Source organism: Pseudomonas sp. GD03862, from assembly GCF_029840855.1.
GTDB classification, from domain to species: domain Bacteria; phylum Pseudomonadota; class Gammaproteobacteria; order Pseudomonadales; family Pseudomonadaceae; genus Aquipseudomonas; species Aquipseudomonas alloputida.
Genome location: NZ_JAOCDI010000031.1, coordinates 37,044 through 50,729 on the forward strand (window position 1 = coordinate 37,044; position 13,686 = coordinate 50,729).

General features: G+C 61.2%; 14 protein-coding genes and 1 tRNA gene. 9 read left to right on the forward strand and 6 right to left on the reverse strand.

Going from position 1 to position 13,686, the window contains the following annotated elements; translation table 11 throughout:
* Positions 1-18: 18 nt before the first annotated feature.
* The gene (locus tag N5D53_RS19325; protein WP_104960968.1) at positions 19-1,371 is read right to left on the reverse strand and encodes an APC family permease; all 1,353 of its coding nucleotides are present in this window, start codon (positions 1,369-1,371) and stop codon (positions 19-21) included.
* A 446-nt stretch (positions 1,372-1,817) separates the two neighbouring features.
* Here N5D53_RS19325 and N5D53_RS19330 point away from each other — a divergent pair, with 446 nt between their 5' ends.
* Both N5D53_RS19330 and nadA read left to right on the forward strand, forming a co-directional pair.
* The gene (locus N5D53_RS19330; protein ID WP_104887846.1) at positions 1,818-3,326 is read left to right on the forward strand and encodes a YdgA family protein; all 1,509 of its coding nucleotides are present in this window, start codon (positions 1,818-1,820) and stop codon (positions 3,324-3,326) included.
* Between the two features lie 274 nt (positions 3,327-3,600).
* Positions 3,601-4,659 (forward strand): quinolinate synthase NadA, encoded by a 1,059-nt coding sequence (gene nadA / locus N5D53_RS19335; RefSeq protein WP_003254747.1) that lies wholly within the window; start codon positions 3,601-3,603, stop codon positions 4,657-4,659.
* 108 nt (positions 4,660-4,767) lie between these two features.
* Here nadA and N5D53_RS19340 read toward each other — a convergent pair whose 3' ends face one another.
* A complete protein-coding gene (locus N5D53_RS19340; protein ID WP_279840609.1) occupies positions 4,768-6,204 on the reverse strand; it encodes a M48 family metalloprotease in 1,437 nt (478 codons plus the stop codon).
* A gap of 122 nt (positions 6,205-6,326) precedes the next feature.
* Between N5D53_RS19340 and N5D53_RS19345 the strand changes: the two genes are divergently transcribed.
* Both N5D53_RS19345 and N5D53_RS19350 read left to right on the forward strand, forming a co-directional pair.
* Positions 6,327-6,566 (forward strand): sulfurtransferase TusA family protein, encoded by a 240-nt coding sequence (locus tag N5D53_RS19345; RefSeq protein ID WP_003254745.1) that lies wholly within the window; start codon positions 6,327-6,329, stop codon positions 6,564-6,566.
* A gap of 20 nt (positions 6,567-6,586) precedes the next feature.
* Positions 6,587-7,657, forward strand: coding sequence for an AI-2E family transporter (locus N5D53_RS19350; RefSeq protein ID WP_003254744.1), 1,071 nt, complete (start codon positions 6,587-6,589; stop codon positions 7,655-7,657).
* A 117-nt stretch (positions 7,658-7,774) separates the two neighbouring features.
* On the opposite strand, the gene N5D53_RS19355 is transcribed toward N5D53_RS19350, so the two are convergent.
* On the reverse strand, positions 7,775-8,248 hold the full coding sequence (locus N5D53_RS19355) for a peroxiredoxin (protein ID WP_129932407.1): 474 nt from the start codon (positions 8,246-8,248) through the stop codon (positions 7,775-7,777).
* Between the two features lie 11 nt (positions 8,249-8,259).
* Positions 8,260-8,820 (reverse strand): glycine cleavage system protein R, encoded by a 561-nt coding sequence (locus tag N5D53_RS19360; RefSeq protein WP_003254741.1) that lies wholly within the window; start codon positions 8,818-8,820, stop codon positions 8,260-8,262.
* Positions 8,821-9,079: 259 nt separating this feature from the next.
* Between N5D53_RS19360 and dapA the strand changes: the two genes are divergently transcribed.
* From dapA to N5D53_RS19385, 5 genes are all read left to right on the forward strand, one after another.
* Entirely contained in the window at positions 9,080-9,967 is an 888-nt protein-coding gene (dapA, locus tag N5D53_RS19365) for a 4-hydroxy-tetrahydrodipicolinate synthase (RefSeq protein ID WP_003254739.1), read from the forward strand.
* 15 nt (positions 9,968-9,982) lie between these two features.
* On the forward strand, positions 9,983-11,104 hold the full coding sequence (bamC, locus tag N5D53_RS19370; RefSeq protein ID WP_064492889.1) for an outer membrane protein assembly factor BamC: 1,122 nt from the start codon (positions 9,983-9,985) through the stop codon (positions 11,102-11,104).
* A complete protein-coding gene (locus N5D53_RS19375) occupies positions 11,105-11,863 on the forward strand; it encodes an MBL fold metallo-hydrolase (protein WP_014590006.1) in 759 nt (252 codons plus the stop codon). It abuts the gene before it with no gap.
* Positions 11,864-11,893: 30 nt separating this feature from the next.
* Positions 11,894-12,604, forward strand: a complete 711-nt coding sequence (gene purC, locus N5D53_RS19380) for a phosphoribosylaminoimidazolesuccinocarboxamide synthase (protein ID WP_003254733.1) — start codon at positions 11,894-11,896, stop codon at positions 12,602-12,604.
* A gap of 91 nt (positions 12,605-12,695) precedes the next feature.
* A tRNA-Ser gene (locus tag N5D53_RS19385) sits at positions 12,696-12,785 on the forward strand.
* A 98-nt stretch (positions 12,786-12,883) separates the two neighbouring features.
* Here N5D53_RS19385 and N5D53_RS19390 read toward each other — a convergent pair.
* Both N5D53_RS19390 and N5D53_RS19395 read right to left on the reverse strand, forming a co-directional pair.
* Positions 12,884-13,234: an addiction module antidote protein gene (locus tag N5D53_RS19390; RefSeq protein WP_012051484.1), complete on the reverse strand. Its 351-nt coding sequence runs from the start codon at positions 13,232-13,234 to the stop codon at positions 12,884-12,886.
* Positions 13,231-13,536, reverse strand: coding sequence for a type II toxin-antitoxin system RelE/ParE family toxin (locus N5D53_RS19395; RefSeq protein WP_041168334.1), 306 nt, complete (start codon positions 13,534-13,536; stop codon positions 13,231-13,233). The genes N5D53_RS19390 and N5D53_RS19395 overlap by 4 nt, the downstream gene beginning before the upstream one ends.
* Between the last annotated feature and the right edge of the window lie 150 nt (positions 13,537-13,686).

Here is a 13,686-nt window from a genome sequence, read left to right on the forward strand (position 1 = left end):
CGTTGTTGGCAGCGTGGGTCATTCGGCGACGTAGTTGGGCGGTGCCGCGCGGAAGGCTTTGGTCAGCCAGCCCAGATAGGCCAGCCCGAGCGCAGCCCAGATACCGCCAAACATCAGCGAATGTGCGTTCAGGTCCAGCCACAGCGAGACGATGATGCAGAAGCCGATGGTCGGCAGCACCAGGTACTTCAGCTGATTGGCCAGGCCTTTACGGTTGCCTTCGCGCAGGTAGCAGTGGTTGATCACCGACAGGTTGACGAAGCTGAACGCGACCAGGGCGCCGAAGTTGATGATGGAAGTGGCGGTGACCAGGTCGAAGAAGATTGCCGACAGCGAAATCAGCCCTACCACGGCAATGTTCAGCACTGGCGTCTTGTAGCGCGAATGCAGGCGGGCGAAGACGCTGGCCGGGATCACGTTGTCGCGGCCCATTACATACAGCAGGCGTGACACGCTGGTTTGCGAGGCCAGGCCCGAGGCGATGGTGTTGATCACGGTGCAGGCGATGAAGATCGACTGGAAGAGCTTGCCGCCAACGTACAGGGCAATTTCCGGCAGGGCTGCTTCCTGGTCGTGGAAGCGGGCCATGGTCGGGAAGTAGGCCTGGATGAAGTACGACACGGTGATGAAAACCACACCGCCAATCAGTGCGGTGAGGAAGATCGCCCGGGGAATGGTCTTGGCCGGATCGCGGGTTTCCTCGGACAGGCAGGTGACTGCGTCAAAGCCCAGGAACGAGAAGCACAGGATGGTCGCACCGGCGGCCAGGGCGCTGAACTGGGTCTGGCTGTCGGCGAACGGTATCAGGCTCCAGGTGGTACCCAGCCCTTCACCCTGGTCCAGGCCGCGTACGCACAGGTAGATGAACACGGCGATGATCGCCACCTGCACACCCACGAACAGCAGGTTGAAGTGCGCCACCAGGTTCACGCTGCGCATGTTGATCAGGCTGATCAGGGTGACGAAGCCGGCCACCCACATCCACTCAGGTACTTCCGGGAACATGGCCGAAAGGTACAGCTTGGCCAGTAGTGCGTTGACCATCGGCAGCAGCAGGTAGTCCAGTAACGAAGACCAGCCCACCAGGAAGCCCACGTGCGGGTTGATCGCGCGCTGGGTGTAGGTGTAGGCCGAGCCCGACTGCGGGAAGCGTTTTACCAGGGTGCCATAGCTCACCGCGGTGAACAGGATGCCAGCCAATGCCAGGATGTAGGCGCTGGGTACATGGCCGGCAGTAATCCCGCTGACGATGCCGAAGGTGTCGAACACGGTCATCGGGGTCAGGTAGGCCAGGCCGATGATGATCACGTGCCAGAGGCGCAGGGTTTTGCGGAGTTGGCCGTTGCCGGAAGCGCTGTGGTCAGGCTGCATGCTGGCATGGCTCCTGCTGCTGGGCGTAAACGACGGGCACGGTGTATTGCGCATGCGGCAAGGGCGAGCGGGTGGGCTCCATGTTGTTCACCTTTTATGTTGGAGCGGCGGAAGGCGCGGTGGGGCGCGCAAAGTGGTGAAAATAAAAAACGATGGGTAGGTGGGTGTCAAGTTAAACATGACAAGATGTTGCCGGATTGAAATATCTATCGATGAAATACGGGGTTTGTTCGGTTTTTGCGCGTTTTTTTGCGATTATGATCAATTTGTGTGTTCGTAAAAATTAACGAGCCCTTTGCTTGCCGCAGCGTGATGTCGGATGTGTCCGAAAAATGGCATTTCTCGACCTGGGCCAGCACTCGGCCCAATCGGGGGTGGTACTCTTCGAATTCTGCGTGGCCTCTGGCCGCCTTCGAAGCCCTTACGGACAGCAATCGGTTCTATTCATGAAGAAATCAGTTGGCATCCTTTCCGGCCTGGCTATCGCCATTGCCGTCGCAACTACCGCAGGCGCCTGGTACACCGGCAAGCAGCTGCCGGCAGAGCTGGACAACGCCCTTGCACGCAGCAACGCCGAACTCAAAAAGGCCCTGGTCAGTACCGGTGGTAGCATGAGCATCGAGCGTGTGTCGCTGGAGCAGCATCTCTTCAGCAGCACTGCCCAGTACCGGCTCAAGGCTCGCGACGTCAACGTGGGTCAGGGCGAGGTGATCAATTTTGACGTGGGCGTGACCGACCAGATCGAGCACGGCCCGTTTCCGTGGTCGAGGGTCAGGTCACTGAAGCTGATGCCGGTAATGGCGGTCAGCAACAGCACGCTGCAGAAGGATGACGCCGTTGCGCCATGGTTCGCCGCTGCGGGTGAAAAGGCCCCGATCAGCGCGCAGACCAGCCTGGGTTACGGCGGCAATGTGGTCAGTCAGGTTCAGCTGGCGCCGCTCAAGTTTGACGAAGCGGATGGCAACAGCCTTGACTTCTCGGGCATGCAGTTCGAAGTCAGTGGGGACAAGGAGGGCAAGGCCTCGAAGTTCCAGGGCCAGGCCGACAGACTGGTGATGAAATGGGTGCATGACGACCAGCCGCCGGCCACCTTCGAGCTCAAAGGGCTGACGTTTGGCGGTAACCTCGCCGCCACCGCGCACGATGCCATCTATGTCGGCAACGTCGATCTGGCGTTGGCCGAAACCAAGGTCACCCTTGGGCCGAAACAGCAGGTGCTGCTGATCAAGGGCCTGGAACAGAACGCCTTGCAAACCCTCGACGGCACGGACACCGTAGGTGGCCGCGCGGAGTACAAGGTCGGTGACATCAGCTGGGATGGCCGTGCGGTAGGCAAGGCGCAGATGGCGGTGAGCGTGACTTCGGTAAACGCCCCGGCGCTGCAGGCCTTGTCGAAGTGGTACCAGTCGCACTTGCCGGAGTTCGAGGCCGCCAGTGCGGCTGGCCAGCCGGTGCCGCAGATCCAGATGGACGACGCCGAAAAGGCCCGCTTCCAGGGTGACTTGCAGAAATTGCTGGCCGCCAAGCCCAAGCTGGCGGTGGAAAACCTGTCGTTCAAGACCGCCAATGGCGAGAGCCGCTTCAACCTGTCGATGGACCTCGCCGCGCCGGCCAGCTTCGACCTGCCGCCGGACCAGCTGAGCAAGCAGATCATCACCGAGGTGAAAGGCAAGCTGTCGCTGTCCAAGCCGATGATCGGTGACCTGGCGACCTTGCAGGCGTTGCTGGATGGCCAGACCGACGCCCAAGCGATTGCCATGCAGTCGAGCCAGGCGGGGGAGATGGTCGGCATGATGGCGCTGCAGAGCGGCATGGCCACCGTGCAGGGCGATGATGTGGTCAGCAGCCTGCACTATGCCGATGGCATGGTCGATTTCAATGGCCGAAAAATGACCGTGGAAGAATTTGCCATGTTCATGGCGGCGCATCTGGGGGCCCTGTCGCCGCAGGGGTGATGGTTTCTACTGTTGCGGCCTCTTCGCGGGTGAACCCGCTCCTACGAGGATTTCACAGTGTAGGGGCGGGTTCACCCGCGAAGGGGCCCGCACAAGCACTACAAAAACCCCTTTAGTAATCGCTGGATTGTCTGTAGCCTTCGGCCTCCGATAATAATCCGCGCCCGCAGAGGGCCGTGACGGTCAGCATGCCGTCCGGCACCCTTAGCCGATCTGCCAGGGCCGGGTGATACACTCGATTTGACGCGCAAGCGCGCCTGCAGGTCCAGCGATCATGACCCAGATTTCCGAACGCCTTTTGGTTCAGGCCCACCTCGACGCCAAACAGCCCAACCCGCTGACAGCCGAGCAGGAGGCCGAATACCGTGCGGCCATCGCTGCCGAGCTCAAAGCCCAGAATGCCGTGCTGGTTGCCCATTATTACTGCGACCCGGTCATCCAGGCGCTGGCTGAAGAAACCGGCGGCTGTGTATCCGACTCGTTGGAAATGGCCCGTTTCGGCAAGAACCACCCGGCCGAAACGGTCATCGTGGCCGGTGTACGCTTCATGGGCGAGACGGCAAAAATCCTCACCCCGGAAAAGCGCGTGCTAATGCCGACACTGGAGGCCACCTGCTCGCTCGACCTGGGTTGCCCGGTGGAAGAGTTCTCGGCCTTCTGCGACCAGCACCCTGAGCGCACCGTGGTGGTCTACGCCAACACGTCCGCAGCGGTGAAGGCACGCGCCGACTGGGTAGTGACTTCGAGCTGCGCGCTGGAAATTGTCGAAAGCCTGATGGACAACGGCGAAACCATCATCTGGGGCCCGGACCAGCACCTGGGCCGTTACATCCAGAAGCAAACCGGTGCCGACATGCTGCTGTGGGACGGTGCCTGCATCGTTCACGAAGAGTTCAAGTCGCGCCAGTTGGCCGACATGAAGGCGCTGTACCCGGATGCTGCGATCTTGGTGCACCCCGAGTCGCCGGAAGCGGTAATCGAGCTGGCCGACGCGGTGGGCTCCACCAGCCAGCTGATCAAGGCTGCCCAGACCCTGCCGAACAAAACCTTCATCGTCGCCACCGACCGCGGCATCTTCTACAAGATGCAGCAGCTGTGCCCGGACAAGGAATTCGTCGAAGCCCCCACCGCCGGCAACGGCGCGGCCTGCCGCAGCTGTGCGCATTGCCCGTGGATGGCGATGAACACCCTGGAGCGGGTGCTGGATTGCCTGCGTAATGGCACCAACGAGATTTTCGTTGACCCGGCGCTGGTGCCCAAGGCGATCAAGCCGCTTAATCGCATGCTGGACTTTACCCAGGCGGCGCGGCTGAAGCTGTCTGGTAATGCCTGACGCCAGACCGCGTCATACTCTTCGCGGGCTCGCCCACTCCCACAGATATTGCACCGTTTACCAAGGCGGTGGAGTACCTGTGGGAGCGGGCTTGCCCGCGAATCGCCTTCAGCGCCCCATCATTTCCTGAACCATGCGCCGCTGCTCCATGATCTCGCGCTGGCGCTGGTCAATCTGTGAGGCCAGCGGGAAGTTACCGTCCGCCCGACGCTTGGCGTAATCCAGCTGCTGGATTGCCTGATCAAAGTCGCCGACCAGGGTGAAGTACTCGGCACGCGCCCGGTGCAAGCCAATGGTATTGCCCGACAAGCCACGCACCTCGGCCATGTCGTACCACACATCCGGGTCATCCGGCCGACTCTTCACCAGCTCGTTCAACACCTTCTCGGCCTCAGCCGGCTTGTTCTGTTTCACCAGCAGGTCGGCACGCACCTGTTTCAACGGGTAGTTGCCCGGGTACAGCCCCTGCATCCGTTCGGCGCGCTGCTGGGCGTCGGCAAGACGGTTGTTGGTGATGTCCAGGTCGATCTGTGCCAGGTTGTAGGTGATGTCGTTAGGCGCCTTGGCCAGCAGCGGCTTGAGCATTTCACGGGCCTCGTTCAATTGCCCGCCCTTGATCTGTGCCAAGGCCAGGCCATAACGTGCGGCGTCCAGCTTTGGGTCTTCGTCCAGTTGGGCGCGGAAGCGCTTGGCGGCAAGCCCCGGTGTGCCCTCGTAGATCAGTGCCACCCGGGCGCGGATCAGTTGGTAGCGCATGCTGTCTTCAATGCCACCCTTGGGCGCTTGGTCGGCGCGGTTACGGGTGTCGGCAATACGTGATTCGGTCACCGGGTGGGTCAGCAGGAATTCCGGCGGTTTGGCGTCATAGCGATACTGGCGTGCCAGGCGCTCGAACATGGTCGGCATGTTGCGTGGATCGTAGCCGGCTTTTTCCAGGTTCTGGATACCGATGCGGTCGGCTTCCTGTTCATTCTGGCGCGAGAAGCGCCGTTGCTCCTGAATGGCCGCTGCCTGGGTGCCGGCAATCATGCCGATGCCCGCATCGCCGGCACCACCTGCGGCCAGCACGATGCCGGCCAGCAGCGCCGCCATCATCGGCAGCTGCATGCGCTGCTGGGCCTCGACACCCCGCGCGAAGTGGCGTTGCGACAAGTGCGCCAGTTCGTGGGCCAGTACCGAGGCATATTCGCCCTCGGTCTGGGCGTTGAGGAACAGCCCACCGTTGACCCCGACAATGCCACCCGGGGCGGCAAAGGCGTTCAGCTCGCGGCTGTCGATCAGGATGAACTCCAGGCGCCGGTCCTGCAGCTGGCTGGTTTCGGCCAGCTTGTACACGCTGGTTTCGACATAGTCCTTGAGCTGTGGGTCATTGAGCTGATTGACCTGGCCGCGCAGCAGGCTGAGCCAGGCACGGCCCAGTTGGTGCTCCTGTTGCGGCGAGACGATCGCAGAACTGGCATCACCCAGTGATGGCAGGTCGTCAGCATGGCCGGGAAGGGCCATCAGGCAGGCCAGCGTCAGCAGGGTAGGGCGCAGTAGATTCATGCATGAAGCTCGCGTCGGATCAAAGATACCTACTGTAGCGGGCTCACACGTTGACGACCAGTGGCGCTATCCTAGCCAGCCATGCCAAGAAGCAGCCTGGCGATGCCTTTGGAGACCCTGCGATGAGTAACACCCTGACCTGCGACGCCGAACTGGACGCCAGCGGGCTGAATTGCCCTTTGCCACTGCTCAAGGCCAAGATGGAACTCAATCGCCTGGCCAGTGGCGCGGTGCTCAAGGTAATCGCCACGGACGCAGGCTCCCAGCGCGACTTCCGCACTTTCGCCCAATTGGCCGGTCATACCCTGCTGCAAGAAACGGCCGAGGCCGGTACCTACACTTACTGGCTGCGCAAGGCCTGAGTCTTTTCCAAGGATCGTCAATGTTCAAAGTGCTTCGCGACTGGGTGCAGCGCTACTTCTCCGATGAGGAAGCGGTGGTGCTGGCGGTCCTGTTGTTCCTGGCTTTTACCGCCGTGCTCACCCTGGGCGGCATGCTCGCGCCGGTGCTGGCGGGCATGGTGCTGGCGTTTCTGATGCAGGGGCTGGTCAACGCCCTGGAGCGCGTGCGCGTACCTACACGGCTGGCGGTGATGCTGGTGTTCGCCTTGTTCATGGGCGCACTGGCGGTGTTCATGCTGGTGCTGGTACCGCTGCTGTGGCACCAGCTGATCACGCTGTTCAACGAGTTGCCGGGCATGCTCGGCAAGTGGCAGTCGTTGTTGCTGCTGCTGCCAGAGCGCTATCCGCACCTGGTGTCGGACGAGCAGGTATTGCACGCCATCGAGTCGGTGCGCGGTGAAATTGGCAAGTTTGGTCAATGGGCGCTGACCTTCTCGCTGTCCAGCCTGCCACTGCTGGTCAATGCCATGATCTATCTGGTGCTGGTACCGATTCTGGTGTTCTTCTTCCTGAAGGATCGCGAACTCATTGGCCGCTGGGTCAGCGGCTACCTGCCGCGCCAGCGCACCTTGCTGAACCGGGTGGGCAGCGAGATGAACCGGCAGATCGCCAACTACATCCGTGGCAAGGGTATCGAGATTCTGATCTGCGGCATTGCCACTTATATCGCCTTCATCAGCCTGGGGCTCAATTACGCAGCGCTATTGGCGTTGCTGGTGGGGTTGTCGGTGGTGGTGCCTTACGTGGGCGCGGTGGTCGTGACCGTGCCGGTCACCCTGATTGCGCTGTTCCAGTGGGGCTGGGGCGACCAGTTCATCTACCTGATGACGGTGTACGCGATCATCCAGGCGCTGGATGGCAATGTGCTGGTACCGCTGCTGTTCTCCGAAGCGGTGAGCCTGCACCCGGTGGCGATTATCTGCGCGGTGCTGCTGTTTGGCGGGCTGTGGGGGTTCTGGGGGATATTCTTCGCCATCCCGCTGGCGACGTTGATCAAGGCCGTGCTGGATGCGTGGCCCAAGCAGGAGCCTAGCGTTTCACCGATGCTTTGAATGTAATTGGGGCCGCTCTGCGGCCCTTCGCGGGCACGCCCGCTCCCACTGGTCCCTGCACAATTCCGGTGGGAGCGGGCGTGCCCGCGAAGGGTTGCAAGGCAGCCCCATTCAATTTCAAGCCTTGTTCAAGGCTTGGGCGGCCGCCAATACGGCATCCACATGCCCGGGCACCTTCACGCCACGCCATTCCTGGCGCAGCACCCCGTCCTTGTCGATCAGGAAGGTGCTGCGGTCAACGCCCATGTACTCCTTGCCATACAGCTTCTTCAGCTTGATCACGTCGAACAGCTGGCACAGGACCTCGTCCTTGTCGCTGATCAGCTCGAACGGGAAGCCTTGCTTGGCCTTGAAGTTCTCGTGCGACTTGATGCCATCACGCGACACACCGAATACCACGGTGTTGGCCGCGGCGAAGGCGTCGTGCTGGTCGCGGAAGCCCTGGCCCTCGGTGGTGCAGCCTGGGGTGCTGTCCTTGGGGTAGAAGTACACCACCACCTGCTGGCCCTTGAGTTCGGCAAGGCTGACGGTTTGCCCGCTGGTGGCCTGGGCCTGGAAGTCGGCGACAGGTTGGTCGAGTGCTACAGCCATGATCGGTTTCCTTACATAGGGTTCTGGGGACGCCATGGCTCGATCAGTGCGTCGAGGTTCAGGGCATCGGCAAAGTCCAGGAACTGGTCGCGTAGCCAGCTGATCTGCGTGCCGGCCGGCAGAATCACGGTGAACTGGGCGTTGAGCATGCTGCTACCGGTTTGCGGCGCCAGGTAGGTGTCGCAGGTCATGGCTTCCAGCTCGACGCGGTGGTCAAGGAAGAACTGGCACAGCTCGTTGATGATGTCCGGGCGGTAGGCAGCGCTGACGTAGGCCACATACGGAAGGGCCTGCGGGCGCACTTCCTGGTCCGCGCTGCGGACCACGTCGAGGGTCAGGCCGTGCTTCTTGCCCAGGCCTGGCAGGGTGGATTCGAGACGTGCCAGTGCATCCCAGCTGCCGCCCACCTGCAGCACCAGGGCGCTGGTCTCGCCGTGGCGGCTCAGGCGCGAGGTGACCACCGCGCAGCGGTTTTCGAAGGCAGCGCGGCTGAGGACGTTGGCCAGCTCCATGGGGTTAGGGCCCAGGGCACTGATGACAAGGAATTGTTCGCGGACGGTGGGGGTGGACATGCAGCATTCCTAAAGCGATGAGCGGTCGGCACAGGACGGGCAAAAGCCTCCTGTCGGCAGGGCCCGGGGCTCGCATGCGAGGTCTTGGACGCTGGCGGGGAGCAAGGTCGACGGCCCGGCGGGCCGCGCTGCACCGATCAAAGGGCCAAGGGTAGCGAAATAAGCCGCCGAGGGGAATGCTCCACCCGCCTGCTTCGCTTGTGCAAGGTCGATGCCCCCAGTACCATTACCGCTCTCTTTTTCCGGCAGGAGCAGTTACATGATTGCGGGCAGTATGGTGGCATTGGTCACACCCATGGATGCACAAGGGCGTGTTGACTGGGGCAGCCTCGACAAACTTGTAGACTTCCACCTGGAAAACGGCACCCATGCGATCGTCGCTGTCGGCACCACCGGTGAGTCGGCCACGCTGGATGTCGAAGAACACATCCTGGTCATCAAGCACGTGGTCGAGCGCGTCAAACGCAGCGCCAAACCAATTCCGGTCATCGCCGGCACCGGTGCCAACTCCACCGCCGAAGCCGTGCACCTGACCCAGAACGCCAAGAATGCTGGCGCCGACGCCTGCCTGCTGGTTGTGCCGTACTACAACAAGCCGACGCAAGAAGGCCTGTACCAGCACTTCAAGCACATTGCCGAAGCCGTCGACATCCCGCAGATCCTCTACAACGTTCCCGGCCGTACCTCCTGCGACATGCAGGCCGAGACCGTGATCCGCCTGTCGACCGTGCCGAACATCATCGGCATCAAGGAAGCCACGGGCGACCTGGCCCGCGCCAAGGCCATTCTCGATGGCGTCAGCAAGGACTTCATCGTCATGTCCGGCGACGACCCGACTGCCGTCGAGCTGATCCTGATGGGCGGCAAGGGCAACATCTCCGTCACCGCCAACGTCGCTCCGCGCGAAATGGCGGACCTGTGCGAGGCCGCCCTTGAGGGCAATGCCGAGAAGGCCCGCGCAATCAACGAAAAACTCATGCCGCTGCACAAGGACCTGTTCTGCGAGTCCAACCCGATCCCGGTGAAATGGGCGCTCGTCGAAATGGGCCTGATGCAAAAAGGTATTCGCCTGCCACTGACCTGGCTGAGCGAAGGCTGCCACGAAAAAGTCCGTACTGCCTTGCGCCAGTCCGGCGTACTGGTTTAAGAGGAAGTACACCGCATGAAGCGACTGGCTGGTCTTTCCGCCCTTGCCCTGATTATCTCCAACACCAGTGGGTGTGGCTGGCTGTGGGGCGAGGATGGCTATTTCCGCGACCGCGGCAGTGACTACCTGCAGGCGCACCCGACCGCGCCGATGCAGCTGCCGCCGGACGCCAGCAACGTCAAGCGCCTTGATCCGCTGCTGCCGATTCCGCGTAACGTCGCTGACGATACCGTCAAGGGTGAGTTCGAAGTGCCTCGCCCGCAACCGCTGACGGGCGGTGCCGCCCAGGTCACCGACTACAGCCTGCAGCGCAGCGGCAGCAGCCGTTGGGTGCTGGCCCAGCATTCGCCAGCCGAAGTGTGGCCGGTTGCCCGGCAGTTCTTCGAGGATAACGGCTTCCGCATTGCTGAAGAGCGCCCGCAGACGGGTGAGTTCAACACCGCCTGGCAGCGTTTCGATGAACTGTCGGCATCGCTTGGCCAGCGTCTGGCCAGCACTGCCAGCAGCGGCGACAGCGAGGTGCGCGTACGTGTGCGCATGGAGCCTGGCGTGCAGCGCAATACCTCCGAAGTGTATGTGGTCAGCGTCGAGCGCCCGGCGGGCAGCACTGCCGAGCCTGCGTTCCCGTCCACCTCCATCAATACCGGCACCGATGCCCTGCTGGCCGACGAAATGCTTGCCAGCATGAACCGCAGCGCCGAGAAGGGCGGTTCGGTGTCGCTGCTGGCCGCGCGCGATTTCGACGCACCAAGCCGCGTCAGCCTGAGCGAAGACGGCAGCGGCAACCCGGTGCTGTACCTGGGCTCCGACCTGGACCGCGCCTGGTCTGGCGTGGGCCGTGCCCTGGAGCAGGGTGGCGAATGGCGTGTTGAGGACATCAACCGCAGCCTGGGCCTGTACTACATCAACCTGTCCGAAAAACCTGACGACAAGCAGAACCAGCCTGGCTTCTTCAGCCGCCTGTTCGGCAGCGAGCCGACCAAGGAAGAGCGTGAAGCCCGTGCCGAGCGTTACCAGGTTCGCCTGAGCAAGGTGGGTGAGAGCGTGCAGGTCACGGTCGAGAAAAACATCAACACCGTGGCTCCGGCCGATGTCGCCCGCCGCGTGCTGAGCGCCATTCAGGACCACCTGGGCTAAGTGCGCTTCGCGGTACTCGGAAGCGGCAGCCAAGGGAACGGCACGCTGATCGCCAGTGGTGACACGTTCATCCTGGTCGATTGCGGCTTTTCCCTGCGTGAAACCGAGCGGCGCCTGGCGCTGCTCGGGGTTTCTGCAGCTCAGCTCAGTGCAGTGCTGGTCACCCACGAACATGCCGACCACGTGCATGGGGTCGGCTTGCTGTCACGGCGCTACAATGTACCGGTCTACCTCAGCCAAGGGACTTTGCGCGGCATGCGCAAGCCGGTGGAGGTGGCCGGTTTTCTCGCGTGTGGCCAAAGCCTGCGTATCGGCAGCCTGGAAGTAACCGCAGCGCGGGTCGAGCACGACGCCTACGAGCCGTTGCAGTACGTGGTCAGCGATGGTCGGCGGCGTTTTGGCATGCTCACTGACCTGGGCTCGTACGACGCGCTGCTGTTGGAGCGTTACCAGGGCCTGGATGCACTGCTGATCGAGGCCAACCACTGCCGCGACCTGCTGGCACGCGGTCACTATCCGGCCTTCTTGAAGCAGCGGGTGGGTGGCATGCAAGGGCATTTGAACAACCACCAGGCCGCGCGCCTGGTGCACGAGTTGGGCTGGAGCAACCTGCAACACCTGGTGCTGGCCCACCTCAGCAGCAAGAACAACCTGCCACACTTGGCCCGCCAGTGCTTCGTCGACACCCTTGGGTGCGACCCGGACTGGCTCCAGGTGGCGAATCAGGAACACGGGCTCGACTGGCGCGAAATCGCCTAGCCCAACACCTCAAGCAAGCGGAGCCCAATCATGGAAAAACGCGAAGAACTTTACCGCGGCAAGGCCAAATCGGTTTACAAGACCGATGACGCCGACCGCTTGATCCTGCTGTTCCGTAACGACACTTCGGCGTTCGACGGCAAGCGTATCGAACAACTCGACCGCAAAGGCATGGTGAACAACAAGTTCAACGCCTTCATCATGCAGAAACTGGAAGAAGCCGGCGTGCCGACCCAGTTCGACAAGCTGCTGGGCGACAACGAGTGCCTGGTGAAGAAGCTGGACATGATTCCGGTCGAGTGCGTGGTGCGTAACTACGCTGCCGGCAGCCTGGTCAAGCGCCTGGGCGTGGAGGAGGGCATCAAGCTGGAGCCGTCCACCTTCGAGCTGTTCCTGAAGAACGACGAGAAGGGCGACCCCTTCATCAACGAATCCCACGTTGTCGCGTTCGGCTGGGGCACCGCCGAGCAACTGGTGGAAATGAAGAAGCTGTCGTTGAAGGTCAACGAAGTGCTGAGCAAGCTGTTCGATGACGCCGGCCTGCTGCTGGTCGACTTCAAGCTGGAGTTCGGCGTATTCCACGGCCAGATCGTGTTGGGCGACGAGTTCAGCCCGGACGGCTGCCGCCTGTGGGACAAAGAAACCCGCAAGAAGATGGACAAGGACCGCTTCCGTCAGGGCCTGGGCGACGTGATCGAAGCCTACGAAGAAGTTGCCAAGCGCCTGGGCGTGCCGCTGTAAGCGGCACGTTCACGCAAGCGCCTGATACCACGCGGTTTTTTTGAAAAAAAGATTTGCGTTTTAAAAGAACGCTGGTATGATGCGCGGCATTGGAGAGATGCCGGAGTGGTCGAACGGGACGGATTCGAAATCCGTTGTACTGGCAACAGTACCTAGGGTTCAAATCCCTATCTCTCCGCCATACAAGATCAAGCCCCTGGAAGCGAAAGCTACCGGGGGCTTTTTCGTTATGGAAGGCAAAGATTTACAGCCAGCATGCTAATTGCCCGAGCGCTTAAATCAAGAGCCCGGAAGCTTCTCGAGCGGCCTGACTGTGAGCTCTACGCCTAAGGCAACCATCAGTTTTTGAATAGTAGTGAAACGGGTCTTTTCTCCGCCCTTCAGCGTTTTATAAAGAGACTCTCGATTGACCCCTGCGTCTTGCGCAAACTGATTCACGCCCTTGGCTTTTGCCACTTCACCCAATGCATGCATCAGGGTCTGAGCGTCATTAGCCTTCATTGCTTCTGCCAGAAATGCCGCGATGGTTTCCGGGCTGTCGAGAAACCGGGAGGCCTCGAAGCGTTTTGTTTTGCTCAAATCCAGATCAAGGATTGGCATGTCTTGCGGCGAAATTTTTTTGCTCATCATTTTTTACCTCGTAAAGCATCAAAAATTTCCTTTGCTCGTTTGATGGCTCTGCGTTGATCTGTTTTATCGCTACCGTAGAGCATCAGGTAGCGGATTGCGCCCGTTCGAACGAAGTAGATTCGATATCCGGGGCCTACAAATACGCGCATCTCACTGATACCCTCGCCAACGGATTCGATATCACCGAAGCAATCGTTTTCTGCTCGGGCAATCCTCAATGAAACAGCACCTCTGCCAATTGGATCTTTTAGGCCATCTAGCCAATCGTCAAATTCAGACGTTGTGTCTATCTGATTCGGCATGCATTGAATGTAGCCTACTGGCTACTCCTTGTCGATGAGTGAGCGGCCGAGTGGGCCTGCGGCTCTATAAACGGAGTGGGTTGCCCATTACGCAACGGGTGTATACGCCTGCAGCGATGTTCGCCTCCCATCGTCGGCGCTTGGTTTGGC

Bases quoted from the DNA above. Each gene is read 5' to 3' on its own strand.
- N5D53_RS19325 (WP_104960968.1), bottom strand. From the start codon at position 1,371: ATGCAGCCTGACCACAGCGCTTCCGGCAACGGCCAACTCCGCAAAACC.
- N5D53_RS19330 (WP_104887846.1), top strand. From the start codon at position 1,818: ATGAAGAAATCAGTTGGCATCCTTTCCGGCCTGGCTATCGCCATTGCC.
- nadA (WP_003254747.1), top strand. From the start codon at position 3,601: ATGACCCAGATTTCCGAACGCCTTTTGGTTCAGGCCCACCTCGACGCC.
- N5D53_RS19340 (WP_279840609.1), bottom strand. From the start codon at position 6,204: ATGAATCTACTGCGCCCTACCCTGCTGACGCTGGCCTGCCTGATGGCC.
- N5D53_RS19345 (WP_003254745.1), top strand. From the start codon at position 6,327: ATGAGTAACACCCTGACCTGCGACGCCGAACTGGACGCCAGCGGGCTG.
- N5D53_RS19350 (WP_003254744.1), top strand. From the start codon at position 6,587: ATGTTCAAAGTGCTTCGCGACTGGGTGCAGCGCTACTTCTCCGATGAG.
- N5D53_RS19355 (WP_129932407.1), bottom strand. From the start codon at position 8,248: ATGGCTGTAGCACTCGACCAACCTGTCGCCGACTTCCAGGCCCAGGCC.
- N5D53_RS19360 (WP_003254741.1), bottom strand. From the start codon at position 8,820: ATGTCCACCCCCACCGTCCGCGAACAATTCCTTGTCATCAGTGCCCTG.
- dapA (WP_003254739.1), top strand. From the start codon at position 9,080: ATGATTGCGGGCAGTATGGTGGCATTGGTCACACCCATGGATGCACAA.
- bamC (WP_064492889.1), top strand. From the start codon at position 9,983: ATGAAGCGACTGGCTGGTCTTTCCGCCCTTGCCCTGATTATCTCCAAC.
- purC (WP_003254733.1), top strand. From the start codon at position 11,894: ATGGAAAAACGCGAAGAACTTTACCGCGGCAAGGCCAAATCGGTTTAC.
- N5D53_RS19390 (WP_012051484.1), bottom strand. From the start codon at position 13,234: ATGATGAGCAAAAAAATTTCGCCGCAAGACATGCCAATCCTTGATCTG.
- N5D53_RS19395 (WP_041168334.1), bottom strand. From the start codon at position 13,536: ATGCCGAATCAGATAGACACAACGTCTGAATTTGACGATTGGCTAGAT.